Origin of the sequence: Burkholderia reimsis, assembly GCF_003294055.1 — a bacterium.
GTDB lineage: Bacteria > Pseudomonadota > Gammaproteobacteria > Burkholderiales > Burkholderiaceae > Burkholderia > Burkholderia cepacia.
Genome location: NZ_QMFZ01000057.1, coordinates 1 through 16,938, shown reverse-complemented (window position 1 = coordinate 16,938; position 16,938 = coordinate 1). Strand labels below are relative to the sequence as shown.

The window sequence follows — 16,938 nt, the reverse complement described above, 5'->3', positions numbered from 1 at the left end:
GTCCGGGTCAGGAAAGGGGCTTGCCGGCCGCGTCGTATCGTTGCCAGTAGTTTTCGAGCTTCAGCGTGCGCAGCGCGTTGTCGAGATACTTCGGCTCGAACCAGCCGTCGACGTCGACCGGCTGGCGAATCAGTTTCAACGCGAGCGCATCCTGCGCGACGGACTTGTAGCGCGCGACGAAGAACGGATCGATCAGCGGCGACAAGCGGTCCTTCAGGCGCTGGTTCGCGTAGTCGGCCTGCCACGACGAAACCGGCACGCCGCTCTTCGCCCACAGCTTGAACAGCGCATCGCGGTTCGCCTCGTCGGACGACCATTGCGCGCTCTTGACGATCGCGGTGACGACACGCTGCACGATGTCCGGATGCGCGCGCTCGAAATCGTCGAGCACGAGCAGGTGGGTCTGGCGCGTGAACTGCGGGCCGTCGTTCTGCGATTCGTAGATGATCTTCGCGAGCCCCGCGTCGCGCAGCTTGTACAGCTGGTAGTCGCCCACCGACGCGTCGATGCCTTTCGACGCGAGCGCGGCGAGCGAGCTCGCGGCATCGAGGTTGATCACGCGCAGGTCGCGTTCGCCGAGGCCGTTTTTCGCGAGTGCGTTGTCGGCGACGAGCTGCAGGTTGGTGCCGCGGAAGATCGACACGCGGCGGTCCTTCAGGTCCTTGATCGAGCGGATCGTGGAGTCGGGCGGCACCGCGATCTTGACGCCCGAGCGCACGCTCGCGGCGAGCAGCAGGCGCGTCTTGATTCCGTTCGCACGCGCGAGCACGGCGGGCAGGTCGCCCTGGTACGCGAAGTCGAGCGCCTTGTTGGCGATCGCCTCGTTGACGGCAGGCCCCGCGCCCTTGAAGAACAGCCATTCCACCTTGATGCCGTCCGCCGCGAACGCCTTTTCGACCTGTTGCTGCAACTGCGCGGTGGCGGGGCTCGATCCGCCGAACGTCGGCGGATCGCCCGCGCCTTGCTGGGCGACGCCGATGCGGATGGTGGCGGGTTTGTCGGCGTGCGCGGCGGCGGCCGGCAACGCAATGAGGGACGCAATGAGCAGCGATCGCAGCAGGCGCAGTGGAAGCATGAATCGACAGGTCCGGAACGTTGAGGAACAAGGCCGGGCCGCAGCCCGTCGAGGCATTCTCGATGACGTGCCGGGGCCGGACAAGAAACGATTTGAACTATGCTTATCGCCGCTTTACGGGTTGCCGCGCCGCGCGTTCCGTTCTTTGCGACGGAGAACCGCATTCACATGCATTGGAGATTCATTCAGGATTCCCATCATGTCGATTGCGGCCCGATGCGGAATCGGGAAATCGTCGATTTGAAAATCGAAATGGCGACGTGGATGGATTTGCGTAAGGATCGCTGGACGAATCCGGGCGGAAAGATGGAGGCAGGTAATCGGGGAAATGCGATGCGGGCCGGTCAATTTTGCCGGGAAGGCACGCTGGATAAGGAGAAACAAGCCACTGTCGATCGATCCGGCATGCCGACAAATCGAATGGAAACGGTTCGATGGCCGGTCGGAAAATCATGCGCCGCAACAGTGGCTATGCCTGTTCAGATAGGTGAACCACGCGAAATACCGCGCGAAAAATGAAGGCAAATGAGCGATATGACTTTCATCGTTGCAGCATGAAATCCATAAATGCACTCCGACGCCAAATCATTTGAATTCGCCTGAAAAATTGTCTATACCCTAGACGAATCAGCGCGGTTGCATCGTGCGGGAAGATCGCACCAGGGATGCGGGCACGCAACGGTCGAAGTCATCGTTGCACGCCGCGTGTTGTCGTGATCGAGAGTATTCCGGGGGATGCGAACGACCCAGTGCCAGGGTCGCCCGCAGGCATCGCAATGGGCGAATGTCCTGCGCAACCGCCGGAGCAAGGGTGCGTCTTTGCGTTCAACGGTCGGTCACCGACCCGTTACTCGGAGGTTGCCATGCTGCAATACGTCAAGTCCCTGCTGCGTGACGAACGCGGCGTCAGCTCGCTCGAATACGCAGTGCTGGCCGGCATCGTCGTGGTCGCGCTGGCGGCGGTCGGCGTGATCCTCAGCAGCACCAGCGGCGGCTTGCCGAGCATATTCACGACGCTGATCAACAAGGTGACGAGCCTGATCTGATCCGCTGAACCCGCGCGCCACCGACGAACACCGGGATCCGCAGCGGTAGAACGTATCCGCGGCCGGTGCGTGTCGACGGACGGCTCTCCCATGCTCACGCTCGTGCAGTCGGTGGCCACGGTCTTGCTGGCCTCGCTCGCCGCGCAGGATCTGCGCGACCGGCGGCTGTCCAATCGCGTGGTGCTCGCGTTCGCGGCGCTGTATTTCGTCGCGGCGGCGCTCGCGCGCGACGGCTTCGCACCGCTGGCCGGGCATGTCGCGATCGGCGCGGCGACGCTGCTGCTGTTCGGCGCGATTCGTCACGCGGGCTGGATCGGCGGAGGCGACGTCAAGCTCGCGGCGGCGGTATGCCTGTGGGCCGGCCCGGCGCTGGTGTTTCCGGTGCTGGCGAGTGTCGGCGCGGGCGGTGCGCTGTGCGGCGTCGCGTTGCTGGTATCGCGGTCGCGGCGTGCCACGCCGGTGCACGCGATCGACGCGCGCGGCGTGCCGTACGGCGTGGCGCTCGCGCTCGGCGGCACGCTGGCCGTCTGGGCGTCGTTTCCACACACGGTTTCGCTTACCTAGCCCGGGGGACGCACGCCGCCATGCCCAAACCGCTGAGAATGGCCGTGCTCGTCGTTGCCGCCGGCATCGGTGCGTTCATCCTGCGCGAACTGTACGTCGCCGCGTCGACGCCGTCGGTGCCCGTAGAAACGGATCAGGCGCGTGTGCGGGTCGCCGCCGCCGACCTGCCGGAAGGGCTGCTGCTGCGCGACAACGATCTCGCGTGGAAACGCATGCCGCGCGCGCAGGTGCCGGCCGGCGCGTTCGTCGAGTCGCAGCCGGGCGCGGACCTGAAGGGCGCGCTGCTGCGCAATCACGTGGGCGCGGGCGCGCCGATTCGCGTCGAGAACGTGATTCCGGCCGGCGCGCCGGATTTTCTCGCGGCCGCGCTGCAACCCGGCATGCGCGCGATCTCGGTGCCGGTCGACGACGTGTCGGGCAACGCGGGGCTGATCCAGCCGGGCGACTTCGTCGACGTGTTGCTGACGCAGCAGATCGGCGGCTCGGCGACGTCGCCGGGCACGTTCGAAGCGGAGACGGTGGTGCGGCGCGCGCGTGTGCTCGCGGTCGGTTCCGACTTCCTGCGCGCGAAGGCGCCCGCGAGCGCGCCGGACGCGACGGCGCGTGCGCGCACGGTCACGCTCGAGGTCGCGCCGCGCACCGCGCAGGTCGTGCTGGTGGCGACCCGCCTCGGCTCGCTGTCGCTCGCGCTGCGCAGCTTCGCGACGAGCGACCGGCGGCAGCCGGCGGGCGGCGACGAGCAGGAGGCCGATACCCAGCCGGTGTGGGCCGGCGACGTGTCGCGCGCGGCTCGCGAGACCGCGCGCGAGCCGTCCGCCGGGCCGGATGCGGGCGCGCGGCCGGCGTGGCGGAACAACGCGGTCGTGATCTATCGCGGTTCGTCGGTCGACGACGGATCGCACGGCGGCGGAACCGGCACGCCGGGCCTGCCGCCGCTGCCGACCGGGCTGCCGTCGTGGCCGGCGATGCCCGCGGTTTCGGGCGGTGCCAATGTCGCGGCGCAGGCGGGTGCGCCGCCGCCGGGAGCGACGGTGCAGTGACGGATTGACGATTCGGGCCGTCCGTCCGGCGGCCGGCATTTGACGGGAACACGCATGGTGCGCATGGTTCGTTGGATCGCTTTCCTGGGCCTGGCCTGCGGCATCGCGTCCGGGGGCGCCGCCGCGCAGGTCGCGCGGGCGCCGGACGCGGGCGCGGCGCTGTCGATCGCGACCGGCAAGGGGGAACTGCTGTCGCTGCCCGAGCCTGCAACCGCGATGTTCGTCGCCGATCCTGCCATCGCGGACATCCAGGTGCCGTCGCCGCGTACCGTATTCGTGTTCGGCAAGAAGGCGGGCACGACCACGCTGATCGCGCTCGGCGCGAACCATCGTCCGATCCTGCGCAAGACGGTGATCGTGCAGGTCGACACGGCGTCGCTGCAGGGCGTGCTCGACAGCCGCTTTCCGCAACTGAAGCTGTCGGTGTCCGGTGCGCCGGGCTCGCTGATGGTGTCGGGCAAGGTGCCGAGCGCGGCCGACGCCGACGCCGTGATGCAGTCGCTCACGCCGTACCTGCACGACAAGGAAAAGATCGTCAACCGGCTCACGCTGTCGCGCCCGATCCAGGTGAACCTGCGTGTGCGGGTGACGGAGGTGAGCCGCAACATCACGCAGCAGCTCGGCATCAACTGGAGTTCGCTGGGCGGGGCCGGCAACTTCGTCGGCGGGCTGTTCAACGGGCGCACGCTGTTCGATCCGACGACCAGCCTGTTCAACCTGTCGCCGACGGGCGCGTTCTCGGTGCTCGGCGGGTTCCGCGCGGGGCGCTGGTCGATCGACGTGGTGCTCGACGCACTCGACCAGGAGGGCCTGATCACGATGCTCGCCGAGCCGAACCTCACCGCGATGTCCGGCGAGACCGCGAGCTTCCTCGCGGGCGGCGAGATCCCGATCCCGGTCGCGCAGGCCGGCTCGTCGACCGGCGCGATCACGGTCGAGTTCAAGCCGTTCGGCGTGTCGCTCGATTTCACGCCGACCGTGCTTGCCGACAACCGGATCAGCCTGAAGGTGCGGCCGGAAGTGAGCGAGGTCGATGCGAACAACAGTGTGACGACCGGCGGCGTCAAGGTGCCGGGGCTCACGGTGCGGCGCGTCGAGACGACGGTCGAGCTGTCGAGCGGGCAGAGCTTCGCGATCGGCGGGCTGCTGCAGAGCCAGACGGCCGACACCGTGTCGCAGATCCCGGGGCTCGGCCGGCTGCCGATCATCGGCCGGCTGTTTTCGTCGAAGAACTTCCAGGACAACAAGACCGAGGTGGTCGTCATCGTCACGCCGTACATCGTGCAGCCGGCCGGGCCCGGCCAGCTCGAGCAGGCGATCGACACGGTCGCGCGGCCGAGCAGCGACCTGGAGTTCGCGGTGCAGCGCAACCTGGGGCTCGACCTGCTGTCGGGCGATACGCCGCGCCTCGTCGGCGCCGCGGGCTTCGTGTACTGAACCGGAGGCGCGCCCATGCGAACCCGATCGATCGTTGCCGCACTGCTGCCGCTGGGGCTCGCGGGCTGCCTGTCGGCGCCGCCGCCGGTCAACCTGCCCGATGCGCGGACGATCGGCTTCGACGGCGCGCGCGCGGTGCCGCCCGATTGCGCGACGCTGATGCAGCCGTCGCATCTCGTCGACGCGGGGTACGCGCGGCCCGGCGTGCCGTTCGGCTGCGCGACCTACTCGAACCTCGCGGCGATGCTCGCGCGGCCGGAGGATCTCGTCGCGCCCGTGCCTTACGGCGGCGCGGACGCGCAGGCCGCGGCCGACGCGGTGCGCCGCTACGTCGAGGATCGCGTGAAGCAGCCGACACCCGGCAAGACGCTGATGACCGGCTCGCCCGGCCATTGAACCGACCCGGATGCCATCACGATGCCGCCCATGAACCTCCTCGATCGCCAGCACACCCGGCGCGCCGCGTCCGCGGGAGCGGCCGATCTCGTCGCGGTCGTCGCCGATCCGGGCAGCGAGGACGTGATACGCCGCGTCGCGCAGGAGCTGTCGATCACGCGCACCCATCTGCAGGCGGGCACCTGCGACGATGCGATCCGGCTGCTGCAGCAGTACGAGCGTTCGCCGCGCCAGCTGGTCATCGACGTGTCGGATTCGGTGCTGCCGGTGTCGGACCTGGTGCGGCTCGCCGACGTGTGCGACCCGTCGGTGCGCGTCATCGCGATCGGCACGCAGAACGACGTCGGGCTGTTTCGCAACCTGCTCGGCATCGGCGTGCAGGACTACATCGTCAAGCCGCTGACCGTCGAGTTGATGCGGCGCGCGCTGACGGCCACGGAATCGGTCGTCCAGGCGCGTACCGGCAAGGTCGTCAGCTTCGTCGGCGCCCGCGGCGGCGTCGGCGCGACCACGATCACGGTGAGCCTCGCGCGCTTCCTGGCGGGCGAGAAGCGCCGCCGCGTGGCCTATGTCGACCTGAACCTGCATGGCGGCGGCGCGAACTCGATGTTCGGGCTGTCCAGCAACAACGGGCTGATCGAACTGCTGAACATGGGCCAGCGCCCCGACGACGCGTTGTTCGAGCGCATGTTCGTCACGAAGGGCGACCGGCTGCACGTGCTGTCCGCCGAGCTGGCGTATGGCGCCGACGCCCCGGTGGGCGACGAGGCCGTCGCGCGCCTGGTCGACATGCTGAAGGACCGCTTCCACTACGTGCTGTTCGACGTCGGGAGCGGCGCCGGCAAGCTGCTCGAGGACGCGCTCGTCGCGTCCGATCTCGTCCATGTCGTGGTCGACCGCTCGGTGCATGCCGCATACGAGGCTGCGCGGCTCGTGCGTTTCGTGCGGGAACTGCCCGGCGAGCGGCTGCTGTCGATGGTGCTGAACAACCCGCTCGCGCCCGTCGCGGGCCGGGTCGAGCCGGTCGATTTCGAGGAGGCGTTCGGCGGCGCGCCGCTGCACGAACTGCCGCACGAGCCGCAGACGCTCGCCGTCGCCGAGAATCTCGGCGAGCCGATCGACGGCGCGAAGCGGCACGGCTTCGTGGATCAGATCCGGCAGCTCGCGAACGGCATCACCGGCGAGCCGATGGCCGTCGCCGAGCCGTGGTATGCGCGGCTCGTCAAGTGGAGGAAGGGATCGTGACGTTCGGTACCCGCAACCGGCCGCCGGCGAACCCCGTGCCGGCCGCGACGCCCGCCGTGGCGCACGAGCCGGCACCGGCACCGGCGCCGGCTCCGGCGGAAGCACCTGTGCCCGCGTCGGCATCGGCCCGTGCGCCCGTGGCGGCCGATACCCACGAGGCGCTGATCCGGTCGAGCAAGTTCGATGCGATCCGCCATGCGGTGTTCACGTCGATGAACATGTCGGCGGCGCTGATGAAGACGCGCGACGAGGTGCGCGCGGGCATCGAGCAGGTGGCCGCGCACACGGTCGAGCGCGAGCGCCTGAAGATCACGGCCGGCGAGCAGGTGCTGATCGTCGATGCGATCCTGAACGACATGTTCGGCGTCGGGCCGATCGAGCCGCTGCTGGCCGACGACACGGTCACCGACATCCTCGTCAACGGGCCCGACCAGGTGTACGTCGAGCGCGCGGGCCGGCTCGAGCTCACGTCGCTGAAGTTCCGCGACGACGCGCACGTGGCGAGCGTCGCGCAGCGGATCGCGGCGGCGGTGGGGCGGCGCGTCGACGAGAGCAGCCCGATGGTCGATGCGCGGCTCGCCGACGGCAGCCGCGTGAACGTCGTGCTGCCGCCGATCGCGATGCGCGGCCCGTCGATCTCGATCCGCAAGTTCGCGAAGCGCGACATCACGCTCGCGCGGATGGCGCAGCAGGGCAACATCTCGCATCCGATGCTGCAGGTGCTGAAGGTCGCGTGCGCGTGCCGGCTGAACATCGTGATCTCGGGCGGCACCGGCTCGGGCAAGACGACGCTGCTCAACGCGCTGTCGCAGCATATCGAGCAGCACGAACGGATCGTGACGATCGAGGATGCCGCCGAGCTGCAGTTGCTGCAGCCGCACGTCGTGAGCCTCGAGACCCGCCCGGAAAATACCGAGGGGCTCGGCGGGATCTCGCAGCGCGATCTCGTGCGCAACGCGCTGCGGATGCGGCCCGACCGCATCATCCTCGGCGAGATTCGCGGCCCCGAGGCGTTCGACGTGCTCCAGGCGATGAACACGGGGCACGACGGCTCGATGACGACGATTCACGCGAATTCGCCGCGCGACGCGATCAGCCGGCTCGAGAGCATGGTCATGATGGCGAACGCGAACCTGCAGCTGCTGTCGATCCGCCGCCAGATCGCGAGCGCCGTGCACCTGTTCGTGCAGATCGAACGGATGCGCGACGGGGTGCGGCGCGTGACGCGGATCACCGAGATCGTCGGGATGGAAGGCGAGGTGGTCATCACGCAGGACCTGTTCGTGTTCCGCCAGGAAGGCGACACGACGCGCGATGCGGTGAAGGGCGTGTTCGAGGCATCGCCGTTGCGGCCGGGATTCGCGGCGCGTGCCGCGTATTACGGCGTCGAGGATGCGCTCGCCGAGGTCTTCCGGCAATGAGGGCCGCCGACCTGTTCGCGGTGGGCGGGTTCGTGACGATCCTCGCGATCGGGCTCGTGCTGTCGTCGCTGTTCGATCGCGCGAGCCATCACCCGGCGCAGCGCATCCGCGCACGGATGCGAAAGCTGTCGCCGTCGCTCGCCGGGCACGCCGGGCACGCGTCCGCCGCGCCCGGCGTCGCGCTGTTCAACCTCGAGCGCCGGCAAGGCCGCTTGCGCGCATGGCTGCAACGCCGCGTGACGCGGGTGCGCGCGGTAGGCGGCAAGGGTGGGGTGAGGATCGTCGTCGCGAGCACGATCGCCGGTGCGATCGCGGCGATCGTCGCGGTGAAGCTGATCGGGCCGCCGGGTATCCTGCGTCCGCTGATCTATGTCGGGTTGCCGCTGGTCGCGATGCGCGCCGGCTACCGTGCGCTGGTCGACCGCTTCCGGGTGCGTTTTCTCGAAGCGTTCCCGGACGCGATCGACGTGATCGTGCGGGCCGTGCGCGCGGGCATTCCGGTCACGCAGGCGATCAGCATGGTCGGCGACGGCGCGGCCGAGCCGGTGCGCGCGACGTTCCGTTCGATGGGCGACAGCCTGCGCGTCGGCGCGGATCTCAAGGACGTGCTGACGCAGGCGGCGGACCGGCTGATGATCGCGGACTTCTCGTTCTTCACCGTCTACCTGCTGCTGCAGCGCGAGACCGGCGGCAGCCTCGGCGAAACGCTCGACGAGCTGTCGAGCATCATCCGCACGCGCCGCGACATCCGCCTGAAGACCCGCGCGCTGACCGCCGAAGGGCGCATCACGACGAACATCATTTCAGCGGTGCCGTTCGTGATGATCGGCGCGCTGTTCCTCGTGAACCGCGACTACGTGATGCTGCTGTTCTCGACGCACGCGGGGCACACGATGCTGACGATCGCGGCCGGATTGCTGACGGTCGGCCTGCTGGTGATCCGCAAGATCTCGAAACTGGATACCGCGCGATGACGATGTCGATACTGGCCGCCCGCGGCTTCGAATTGCTGCTGTTGCTCGCCTGTGTCGCGGCGGCGCTCGGCAGACCCGGCGGCGGCACCCGCCAGCGGATCGCCGCGCGCGTGCGGCAGGCTGCCGGGCAGCACCCGCCGGCACCCGTGACGGGGTGGCTGCAGCCGGGCGGCGTTCGCCAGGACCTGACGCGCCGGCTCGCGCAGCTGGGCGAACGGTTGCCGGTGCTCGACCCGATGCAGCGCGTGAAGCTCGGCCTGCAACTGACGCGCGCGGGCTTTCGCGAGCGCCGCGCGGTGTCGTCGATGATCGGGATCAAGCTGAGCTGCGGCGTGCTGTTCGCATGCGGCGCGATCGTGTTCAGCCCGCTGATTCCGCGCTTCGGCGAATACTTCGTGATCCGGGCGCTGGCGATGGTCGCCGCGTTCGTGGTCGGCGTGATCGTGCCGGAGTACGTGCTCGGCGCGATGATCCGGCGGCGGCGGCGGATCATCGCCGCGTGCTTTCCGGACGCGCTCGACCTGCTGGTGATCTGCACGATGGCCGGCAACAGCCTCGCGTCGGGCATCCGGCGCGTCGCGCACGAACTGTCGCGCATCTGCCCGCCGCTCGCCGACGAGCTGACGGTGTGCGCGGACGAGCTCACGCTGAGCGGCGACGTGTCCGCGACGCTCGCGCATTTCGCGACGCGCGTCGATTTCACGTCGGCGCGGTCGCTCGCGACGACGCTCACGCAGTCGCAGCGCTTCGGCACGCCGATCACGCAGGCGCTGCGCACCCTGTCGCGCACCGAGCGCACCGAGCAGATCGTCGCGCTCGAGGAACGGGCCGCGAAGCTGGCGCCGAAGATCACGTTGCCGATGATGCTGTTCATCCTGCCGACGGTGTGCCTGATCGCGGCGGGCCCGGCGGCGATTCGCCTGCTCGAGGTATTCAGATGACACGATCCGTCATACGCGCGTTCGCGTTCGCGGCCGTGCTGCCGGTGCTGGCCGGCGGCTGCGCGCCGGGCATCCAGACGCGGCCGGTGCTGTCGCACAAGAGCGACGACCCGCAGGCCGAGCTGCGCATCGCGGACAGCGCGCTTGCCGGCGGCAACGTCGATCTCGCATCGACGCTGTACGAGAAGGTGCTCGCGAAGCATCCCGAATCGCTCGCGGCGCGCCTGGGGCTCGGCGACGTCAACTACCGCGCGGGCGACCTTGAGCGTGCGCGGATCCTCTACGACGACGCGCAGCGGCAGGCGCCCGCGGAGCTCGGCCCGCGGCTCGGGCTCGCGCGCGTCGCGTTGCGGCAGCGGCGTCTCGACGAAGCCGCGCAGCGCTATCGCGACCTGCTGGCCGCGCAGCCGAATCATCCGCTCGCGGCGGAAGGGCTCGGCACCGTGCTCGACCTGCAGGGGCGTCATGCGGATGCGCAGGTCGTGTATCGCGACGCGCTGCGCGCGCACCCGGACGCGCAGGGGCTGCGCGTCGACCTCGGGCTGTCGCTCGTGCTGAGCAACCGGCCGCGCGAGGGCGTGAACGTCCTGCTCGACGTCGCCGGGCTGCCGTCCGCGCCGTGGCAGGCGCGCCAGAACCTCGCGTTCGCGTACGGCGTGCTCGGCAATACCGATTCGGCGAAGAAGCTGCTGTCCGCGGATTTGCCCGCGTCGGCGGTGGCCGACAACCTGCGCTTCTACCAGGCGGTGCGCGCGCGGCTCGCGTCGCGCGGGGGCGGCGGCAGTGCAGGTGGTGCCGGTGCCGGTGCCGCGCCGCCGATGTCCGGCGCGGCGCTGGAGCCGGGCGTCGCACCACCGGGTGCGGGGGCCGCAAAATGACACGCGGGGCGACCGGCGCCCGCCGCGCGCGCGGCGTCGTGTCTCTCGAATTCGTGCTGATGCTGCCGTTCCTGCTGATGGTGCTGATCGGCATCATCGACACGAGCCTGATCCTGTGCGACAAGGCCGTCATCACGAACGCGAGCCGCGAGGCCGCGCGGGCCGGTGTCGTGCTGCGCGTGCCGATGCTGACCACGACGCAGATCGCGGGCATCGCGCAGAACGCGATGCAGAACAGCCTGATCACCGGCGGCACCGCGACCACCCCGGCGGTGACCGTGACGCAGGCGAACGGCACGACGTCGGGCACCGCGCTGACGGTGACCGTGACCTACACGTATACGGGGCTCGTGCTGGGTTCCGCGTTCAGCGCGCTCACCGGCCCGGTGACGGTTTCGGCGACTTCGGTGATGCTTTATGAATGACGCGCGCGCAACGCAACCCGCCGGCCCCGCGCGGCAGCGCGGTTCGGTCGCGCTGTTCTTCCTGATGTTCCTGATTCCGCTGCTGTCGTTCGGCGCGCTGGCGATCGACATCGCGTGGGTGGTCACGGTGAACAACCAGTTGCAGAACGCGGCCGATGCGGCCGCGCTCGCGGGGGCCGATGCGATGATGTCGCCGAGCGGCGGCGCGGTGAACTGGTCGCAGGCCGCGCCGGCGGCGAACGGCGTGATCGCGCGGAACTCGGCGGCCGGTGCGGCGCTGTCGACCGGCACGGTGACCACCGGATACTGGAACGTGACGCGCAATCCCGCGTCGATGCAGCCGACGACGATCACGCCCGGCACCTACGACGTGCCGGCGGTGCAGGTCACCGTGTCGCGCGCGCCGGGCGTGAACGGCGGCTCGATTCCGCTGCTGCTCGGCGGGCTGCTGGGGATTCCCGGCGCCTCCGGCAGCGCGACCGCGGTGGCGGTGCTGGCGGCGCCGGGCGGGGTGGCGGCCGGCGCTCTGTTTCCGGTTGCGATCGACCAGTGCGTGTACAACCTGTACTGGAACGCCGCGACCAACCAGCCGCTGATCAATCCGCTGACCGGCCAGCCGTACGAGTTCTCGATCACGAACGGCCAGGTCTACGGCCTGCTCTGCATGGGCGGGCAGTGGACCTCGTTCCAGTCGACCGCGACCGACACGACGACGATGGGCAACCTGATGGCGACCGGCAACCCGACGGCGCTCAACATCGGCGACAGCATCAATCTCGCGACCGGCGTGAAGGCGACGCTCTATACGTCGGTGCCGGTCGGCACGACGGTGGTGCTGCCGGTCGTCACGCAGACCGCGACCAGCACCACCGTGCCGATCGTCGCGTTCGCGCCGTTCCATGTCGACGTGTCGCTCGGCGGCTCGTACAAGTACATCCAGGGCCACTTCGTCGCCGGCGTGAAGATGACGGGCTCAGGGACCGGCGTCGGGCCGTACTACGGCGTCTACGTGCCGCCGCGGCTCGCGTTGTGAGCACGCGGGCCGGCGCGGCGCAGCAGGACGAGGAGCGCGAACAGCGTCACGGCCGGGCCGATCTGCGGCCATTGCAGCCACGGGTTCAGGTATTCGATGATCGGCAGCAGCCACATGAGCGCGATCGCGGCCTGCTCGCCGCGCAGCCAGCCGTCCTGCCAGCCGGTCGCCAGCATGCACGCGATCGCGATGCCGAGCCACGCGAGCTCGTAGTGCCACACGTACGGGTTTGCCGCGAGCGTCGCGACCGCCAGCACGGCGGCACGCATGCGGAGGTCGCGCGAACGCGTCCACACGATGCAGGCGGCTGCGATCGCCAGCGCCGCGATGCACGCCTGCGCGGCATACGCGAGCCCGGGCGTCAGGCCCGCGAGCCGGAAGGCGGCGAACGGCGCCGGCGACGCGAGCCAGAACACGACACCTTGCTCGAGGAGGAGTGACCGCGCGAGCGCGGTGCCGGCGACGAACCGATGGAGCGACTCGACGCCGCAGACGAAGACGCTCAATGCGGCGAACGCGATGGTGGCGAGCGCGGCCCACGCGATCGTGCGCCATGCGCGCGTGGCGACCAGCACGAACGGGAACAGCAGCGCCAGTTGCGGCTTGGCCGACAGCAGGCCGATGCAGAGGCCGGCCCACATCGGCCGGCGGTCCGCCCAGCAGACGGCCAGCGCCGCGCACGACGCGGTCAGGAACGCGTTTTGCCCGAACATCCCGGTGACGAACACGCACGGGGCGGCGACCAGCGCGAACCCGCCGACGCGCGCAGCGCCAGGAATCGCGCCGAGGCCCGATACGCGCGATGCGGCGAAACCGAACGCGGCGACACCGAACGCGACGAACAGCGGATAGCCGATCGCAAAAGGCAGCAGCGCGAGCGGCGTCACGAGCAGCAGGTTGGTGGGCGGGTACAGCCACGCGACGAGGTCTTCGCGGCGGAACTGCGGGAACAGGTCGGCGGCCAGCCGTGTGAAGGTCGGCACATCGTACGCTTGCCATGGCGAGCCATGCAGCATCACGTACGACGCTGTCCAGAACACCGCGTAGTCGGGGCCCGGGCGCGACGGGGCGGTGGCCGGCGCATGACGGACGACGGATACCCAGATCGCGACGAACAGCGCGTAGCACGCGAGCGCGACCACGCTGTACGCAACGACGCGCCGCGGTGTCAGCCATGCGCGGACGGGATGGTTCGCCGATCGCGTCGTGTGCAGGGGGAGATCCATGCGGCGTGTACGCGGTTACTTGACGGAGATTTTCCGCGCACCGTGGCCGGCGGCAGTCGCGGGGAGCGGCGTCCGGCGGCGGGCCGCGTGCGTGCGCTTGAGCGGGAACTGCAGCAGCTTCGACGCAGGATGCGCGGCGGTGTCCCGCTGCGCGCGATAACGGCGCCGCACGAGATAGACGGGGCGCTGCTTCGACTCGTGATAGATGCGGCCGAGGTATTCACCGATCACGCCGATGCCGATCAGCTGGATGCCGCCGACGAACAGCATCACGGAGATGAGCGACGCGTAGCCGTGCACGGGGTTGCCGAACAGCAGCGTGCGCATGACGATGAAGGCGCCGTAAATGAACGAGAGGGCGGCGAACGCGAGGCCGATGTAGGTCCAGACGCGCAGCGGCACGGTGCTGAAGCTCGTGATGCCTTCGAGCGCGAAGTTCCAGCGTCGCCATCCGGAGAATTTCGAGCGGCCGCCGCTGCGTGGCGCACGCGTGTATTCGATGATCTCGGTGCGATAGCCGACCCACGCGAACAGGCCTTTCATGAAACGCCGCCGCTCGGGCAGCGCGCGCAGCGCGTCGACGACCTGGCGGTCCATCAGCCGGAAATCGCCGACATTCTCGGGCATCTCGACTTCGGAGAGGCGGTTGTGCACGCGGTAGTAGAGCGCGGCGGCCACGCGCTGCATCAGCGGATCGCACATGCGGTCGGTGCGCTTCGCGGCGACGACCTCGGCGCCGGCGAGCCAGCGTTCGACCATCGCGGGGATCAGGGCGGGTGGATCCTGCAGGTCGGCATCGATCAGGATCACGGCGGTGCCGGCGGCTTCGTCGATGCCGGCGGTGAGCGCGGCCTCCTTGCCGAAGCGCCGGGTGAGATCGACGATGCGCACGCGCGGGTCGCCGGCCGCGACGTCGATCAGCCTGTCCAGCGTGTCGTCGCGGCTGCCGTCGTTGATGCAGACGATCTCGAAACGGATCGTATCGACCGATTCGAGGATCGGCAGCGTTGCCGCAAAGAATGCGTCGATTGTTTCCGCCTCGTCGTGGAACGGTACGACGAGCGATACCAGCGGCCTTCTGGCGTGCGCGGACATACGTCCCCCGAGAGATCCGGCTCGTGCTGCGCCGTATGGATCAGGTCGTCGTCCGCTGCAGGCCGGACGACAGGCGTTCTGATCATTGTAGGCAGGAATCGGGGATTCGTAACACGAATTGATGCGGGTGTGGTGGGGCGGGTGGCAGCCTGATTTGCCGGATACCGATGTCGACGCTGCCCGAGCGCGACCCGGGGCGTGATTGCCAGGCGCGGCAGTCGGCATGGGCAGGGTGCCGGCGTGGTGCGCGCCTATCGGCTCACGGGGCGCGAACGTGCGCGGCGCGCGTACCGCGACTGGCAAACCGTCCGCGCCGCAGCAGCATGAGCAGCGCGATCGACGTCACGAGCGGCCCGATCTGCGGCAGATGCATCCACGGATTCAGAAACTCGTAAAGCGGCAGCGCCCACAGGATGGCCACGAAACCTTGCTCGCCGCGCAGCCAGCCGTCCTGCGAGCCGATGGCGATCATGCACGCGATCGGGACGCACAGCCAGGACAGTTCGTAGTGCCAGACATAGGGATTCACGGCGAGCGTCGCGATGAACAGTGTCGCGACGCGCAGCCGCGCATCCTGGTGGCGATGCCAGACGAAGCACGCGGCCGCGATCGCAACCGCGGCGATGCCGGCCTGCCCAACATAGGCGAGCGCCGGCGACAAGCCGGCGAGACGAAACGCCGCGAACGGCGTCGGCGACGCAAACCAGAACGGAACGCCATGCTCGATGATCAGCGAACGCAGCGCGCCCGCGTTCTGCATGAAGAGATGGAGCGATTCGATGCCGCCTGTCGCGATGCCCAGCGCGGTGAAGGCGGTCGCGAAGGCCGCGGCCCACGCGAATGCGCGCCACGCACGCGCCGCGATCAGCACGAACGGGAACAGCAACGCGAGTTGCGGCTTGACCGACAGGAGTCCCATAAAGAAGCCGGCCAGCACCGGCCGTCGATCGACGAAATGCACGGCGAGCGCGGCGCACGTCGCAGTCAGCATCGCGTTCTGTCCGTACGTCGCGGTGACGAGCACGCCCGGAGATGCGAGCAGCGCGAGCCAGCCGATACGTTTCGCGCCGGGCGTCGCCGCGAGCCCCGACACGCGCCAGGTCGACACGCCGAGCAGCACGATGCCGAGCGCGATGAACAGCGGATAGCCGATCGCATAGGGCAGCAGCGAGAACGGCGCCACCACGAGCAGATACGAAGGCGGGTACAGCCATGGCAGGAACGCATGGCCGGCTGTGATCGGGAACAGGTCGGCGAGCGCCCGCGAAAACGCGGGGACATCGTAGACCTGCCACGGCGAGCCATGGCGCATCAGATGGGACGCGGACCAGAACACCGTGAACCCCGAGCCGGGGCGGAACAAGCCCGGGTCGGTCGAGTGGAAGCCAACCCGGACCATGATCGACACGAACAGCACGCCGATCGTGAGCATGACCGCGCTGTAAAGCGCGATGCGTCCGGGCGTCAGCCAGACGCGGACAGGGCGTTCGTCAGCTTGTATCGATGAGCTGGGAATATCCATGCTGCGCTACTTCACCGACAGGTTGCGTGCTGCTGCCGCGGTCGCGGCGGCCGTCTGCCGTCGTCGGGCAGGGGCGACGCGCCGAACCGGAAACGGCAGCAGCTTCGACGCGTCCGGCTGCGCGACGTGCCGCGCCGGATGTTGGCCCGTCAGGGCGGCGGCGCGGTAACGGCGCCGGACGAGATAGACAGGGCGCTGCTTCGACTCGTGATAGATGCGGCCGAGGTATTCGCCGATGACGCCGATGCCGATCAGCTGGATGCCGCCGACGAACAGCATCACGGAGATGAGCGACGCGTAGCCGTGCACGGGGTTGCCGAACAGCAGCGTGCGCATGACGATGAAGGCGCCGTAGATGAACGAGAGGGCGGCGAACGCGAGGCCGATGTAAGTCCATACGCGCAGCGGCACGGTGCTGAAGCTCGTGATGCCTTCAAGCGCGAAGTTCCAGCGCCGCCATCCGGAGAATTTCGAGCGGCCGCCGCTACGCGGGGCACGCGTGTATTCGATGATCTCGGTGCGATAGCCGACCCACGCGAACAGGCCTTTCATGAAACGCCGCCGCTCGGGCAGCGCGCGCAGCGCGTCGACGACCTGGCGGTCCATCAGCCGGAAATCGC

Annotated in this window: 17 protein-coding genes and 1 pseudogene; 13 read left to right on the top strand and 5 right to left on the bottom strand. The window is 69.2% G+C overall.

Translation table 11 applies throughout. The features are described from left to right. Nucleotides 1-7 precede the first annotated feature (7 nt). The gene (locus DPV79_RS37965; protein ID WP_059484247.1) at nucleotides 8-1,075 is read right to left on the bottom strand and encodes an ABC transporter substrate-binding protein; all 1,068 of its coding nucleotides are present in this window, start codon (nucleotides 1,073-1,075) and stop codon (nucleotides 8-10) included. Nucleotides 1,076-1,174: 99 nt separating this feature from the next. On the opposite strand from DPV79_RS37965, the gene DPV79_RS42355 reads away from it, so the two are divergent. From DPV79_RS42355 to DPV79_RS37905, 13 genes are all read left to right on the top strand, one after another. Then, the gene (locus DPV79_RS42355) at nucleotides 1,175-1,594 is read left to right on the top strand and encodes a hypothetical protein (RefSeq protein ID WP_133295766.1); all 420 of its coding nucleotides are present in this window, start codon (nucleotides 1,175-1,177) and stop codon (nucleotides 1,592-1,594) included. Between the two features lie 344 nt (nucleotides 1,595-1,938). Beyond that, complete coding sequence (locus tag DPV79_RS37960; RefSeq protein WP_021162901.1) at nucleotides 1,939-2,121, top strand: Flp family type IVb pilin; 183 nt, start codon at nucleotides 1,939-1,941, stop codon at nucleotides 2,119-2,121. A gap of 90 nt (nucleotides 2,122-2,211) precedes the next feature. After that, on the top strand, nucleotides 2,212-2,685 hold the full coding sequence (locus DPV79_RS37955; RefSeq protein WP_113047818.1) for an A24 family peptidase: 474 nt from the start codon (nucleotides 2,212-2,214) through the stop codon (nucleotides 2,683-2,685). Nucleotides 2,686-2,705: 20 nt separating this feature from the next. Continuing rightward, complete coding sequence (gene cpaB / locus DPV79_RS37950) at nucleotides 2,706-3,725, top strand: Flp pilus assembly protein CpaB (RefSeq protein WP_113047817.1); 1,020 nt, start codon at nucleotides 2,706-2,708, stop codon at nucleotides 3,723-3,725. 54 nt (nucleotides 3,726-3,779) lie between these two features. Next, complete coding sequence (locus DPV79_RS37945) at nucleotides 3,780-5,162, top strand: type II and III secretion system protein family protein (protein ID WP_021164088.1); 1,383 nt, start codon at nucleotides 3,780-3,782, stop codon at nucleotides 5,160-5,162. Nucleotides 5,163-5,177: 15 nt separating this feature from the next. Continuing rightward, the gene (locus tag DPV79_RS37940) at nucleotides 5,178-5,558 is read left to right on the top strand and encodes a CpaD family pilus assembly lipoprotein (RefSeq protein WP_113047816.1); all 381 of its coding nucleotides are present in this window, start codon (nucleotides 5,178-5,180) and stop codon (nucleotides 5,556-5,558) included. 21 nt (nucleotides 5,559-5,579) lie between these two features. Then, a complete protein-coding gene (locus tag DPV79_RS37935) occupies nucleotides 5,580-6,803 on the top strand; it encodes a CpaE/TadZ family protein (protein ID WP_113047815.1) in 1,224 nt (407 codons plus the stop codon). Further along, the gene (locus DPV79_RS37930; RefSeq protein WP_113047829.1) at nucleotides 6,800-8,224 is read left to right on the top strand and encodes a TadA family conjugal transfer-associated ATPase; all 1,425 of its coding nucleotides are present in this window, start codon (nucleotides 6,800-6,802) and stop codon (nucleotides 8,222-8,224) included. Before DPV79_RS37935 ends, DPV79_RS37930 begins: the two co-directional genes overlap by 4 nt. Continuing rightward, nucleotides 8,221-9,198: a type II secretion system F family protein gene (locus tag DPV79_RS37925; RefSeq protein WP_113047814.1), complete on the top strand. Its 978-nt coding sequence runs from the start codon at nucleotides 8,221-8,223 to the stop codon at nucleotides 9,196-9,198. The genes DPV79_RS37930 and DPV79_RS37925 overlap by 4 nt, the downstream gene beginning before the upstream one ends. Next, on the top strand, nucleotides 9,195-10,139 hold the full coding sequence (locus DPV79_RS37920) for a type II secretion system F family protein (RefSeq protein ID WP_059621998.1): 945 nt from the start codon (nucleotides 9,195-9,197) through the stop codon (nucleotides 10,137-10,139). Before DPV79_RS37925 ends, DPV79_RS37920 begins: the two co-directional genes overlap by 4 nt. Further along, nucleotides 10,136-11,017: a tetratricopeptide repeat protein gene (locus DPV79_RS37915; protein ID WP_048026465.1), complete on the top strand. Its 882-nt coding sequence runs from the start codon at nucleotides 10,136-10,138 to the stop codon at nucleotides 11,015-11,017. The genes DPV79_RS37920 and DPV79_RS37915 overlap by 4 nt, the downstream gene beginning before the upstream one ends. Further along, nucleotides 11,014-11,442, top strand: a complete 429-nt coding sequence (locus DPV79_RS37910) for a TadE/TadG family type IV pilus assembly protein (protein WP_021162502.1) — start codon at nucleotides 11,014-11,016, stop codon at nucleotides 11,440-11,442. Before DPV79_RS37915 ends, DPV79_RS37910 begins: the two co-directional genes overlap by 4 nt. Beyond that, on the top strand, nucleotides 11,435-12,475 hold the full coding sequence (locus tag DPV79_RS37905; RefSeq protein WP_113047813.1) for a TadG family pilus assembly protein: 1,041 nt from the start codon (nucleotides 11,435-11,437) through the stop codon (nucleotides 12,473-12,475). Before DPV79_RS37910 ends, DPV79_RS37905 begins: the two co-directional genes overlap by 8 nt. Here DPV79_RS37905 and DPV79_RS37900 read toward each other — a convergent pair. The 4 genes and pseudogenes from DPV79_RS37900 to DPV79_RS37885 all read right to left on the bottom strand — a co-directional run. Then, the gene (locus tag DPV79_RS37900; protein WP_113047812.1) at nucleotides 12,448-13,701 is read right to left on the bottom strand and encodes a glycosyltransferase family 87 protein; all 1,254 of its coding nucleotides are present in this window, start codon (nucleotides 13,699-13,701) and stop codon (nucleotides 12,448-12,450) included. The genes DPV79_RS37905 and DPV79_RS37900 overlap by 28 nt on opposite strands. 15 nt (nucleotides 13,702-13,716) lie before the next feature. Next, nucleotides 13,717-14,796: a glycosyltransferase family 2 protein gene (locus DPV79_RS37895; protein WP_113047811.1), complete on the bottom strand. Its 1,080-nt coding sequence runs from the start codon at nucleotides 14,794-14,796 to the stop codon at nucleotides 13,717-13,719. Between the two features lie 259 nt (nucleotides 14,797-15,055). Beyond that, a complete protein-coding gene (locus DPV79_RS37890) occupies nucleotides 15,056-16,318 on the bottom strand; it encodes a glycosyltransferase family 87 protein (protein ID WP_060331960.1) in 1,263 nt (420 codons plus the stop codon). Nucleotides 16,319-16,324: 6 nt separating this feature from the next. Then, nucleotides 16,325-16,938, bottom strand: a pseudogene (locus tag DPV79_RS37885) (glycosyltransferase); the annotation flags it as partial.

What these genes read in the sequence shown, in the direction of transcription:
- DPV79_RS37910 (WP_021162502.1), top strand. Translation starts at nt 11,014, where the DNA reads ATGACACGCGGGGCGACCGGCGCCCGCCGCGCGCGCGGCGTCGTGTCT.
- DPV79_RS37945 (WP_021164088.1), top strand. Translation starts at nt 3,780, where the DNA reads ATGGTGCGCATGGTTCGTTGGATCGCTTTCCTGGGCCTGGCCTGCGGC.
- DPV79_RS37960 (WP_021162901.1), top strand. Translation starts at nt 1,939, where the DNA reads ATGCTGCAATACGTCAAGTCCCTGCTGCGTGACGAACGCGGCGTCAGC.
- DPV79_RS37920 (WP_059621998.1), top strand. Translation starts at nt 9,195, where the DNA reads ATGACGATGTCGATACTGGCCGCCCGCGGCTTCGAATTGCTGCTGTTG.
- DPV79_RS37925 (WP_113047814.1), top strand. Translation starts at nt 8,221, where the DNA reads ATGAGGGCCGCCGACCTGTTCGCGGTGGGCGGGTTCGTGACGATCCTC.
- DPV79_RS42355 (WP_133295766.1), top strand. Translation starts at nt 1,175, where the DNA reads ATGCTTATCGCCGCTTTACGGGTTGCCGCGCCGCGCGTTCCGTTCTTT.
- DPV79_RS37965 (WP_059484247.1), bottom strand. Translation starts at nt 1,075, where the DNA reads ATGCTTCCACTGCGCCTGCTGCGATCGCTGCTCATTGCGTCCCTCATT.
- DPV79_RS37900 (WP_113047812.1), bottom strand. Translation starts at nt 13,701, where the DNA reads ATGGATCTCCCCCTGCACACGACGCGATCGGCGAACCATCCCGTCCGC.
- DPV79_RS37915 (WP_048026465.1), top strand. Translation starts at nt 10,136, where the DNA reads ATGACACGATCCGTCATACGCGCGTTCGCGTTCGCGGCCGTGCTGCCG.
- DPV79_RS37955 (WP_113047818.1), top strand. Translation starts at nt 2,212, where the DNA reads ATGCTCACGCTCGTGCAGTCGGTGGCCACGGTCTTGCTGGCCTCGCTC.
- DPV79_RS37895 (WP_113047811.1), bottom strand. Translation starts at nt 14,796, where the DNA reads ATGTCCGCGCACGCCAGAAGGCCGCTGGTATCGCTCGTCGTACCGTTC.
- DPV79_RS37905 (WP_113047813.1), top strand. Translation starts at nt 11,435, where the DNA reads ATGAATGACGCGCGCGCAACGCAACCCGCCGGCCCCGCGCGGCAGCGC.
- DPV79_RS37890 (WP_060331960.1), bottom strand. Translation starts at nt 16,318, where the DNA reads ATGGATATTCCCAGCTCATCGATACAAGCTGACGAACGCCCTGTCCGC.
- DPV79_RS37935 (WP_113047815.1), top strand. Translation starts at nt 5,580, where the DNA reads ATGCCGCCCATGAACCTCCTCGATCGCCAGCACACCCGGCGCGCCGCG.
- DPV79_RS37940 (WP_113047816.1), top strand. Translation starts at nt 5,178, where the DNA reads ATGCGAACCCGATCGATCGTTGCCGCACTGCTGCCGCTGGGGCTCGCG.
- cpaB (WP_113047817.1), top strand. Translation starts at nt 2,706, where the DNA reads ATGCCCAAACCGCTGAGAATGGCCGTGCTCGTCGTTGCCGCCGGCATC.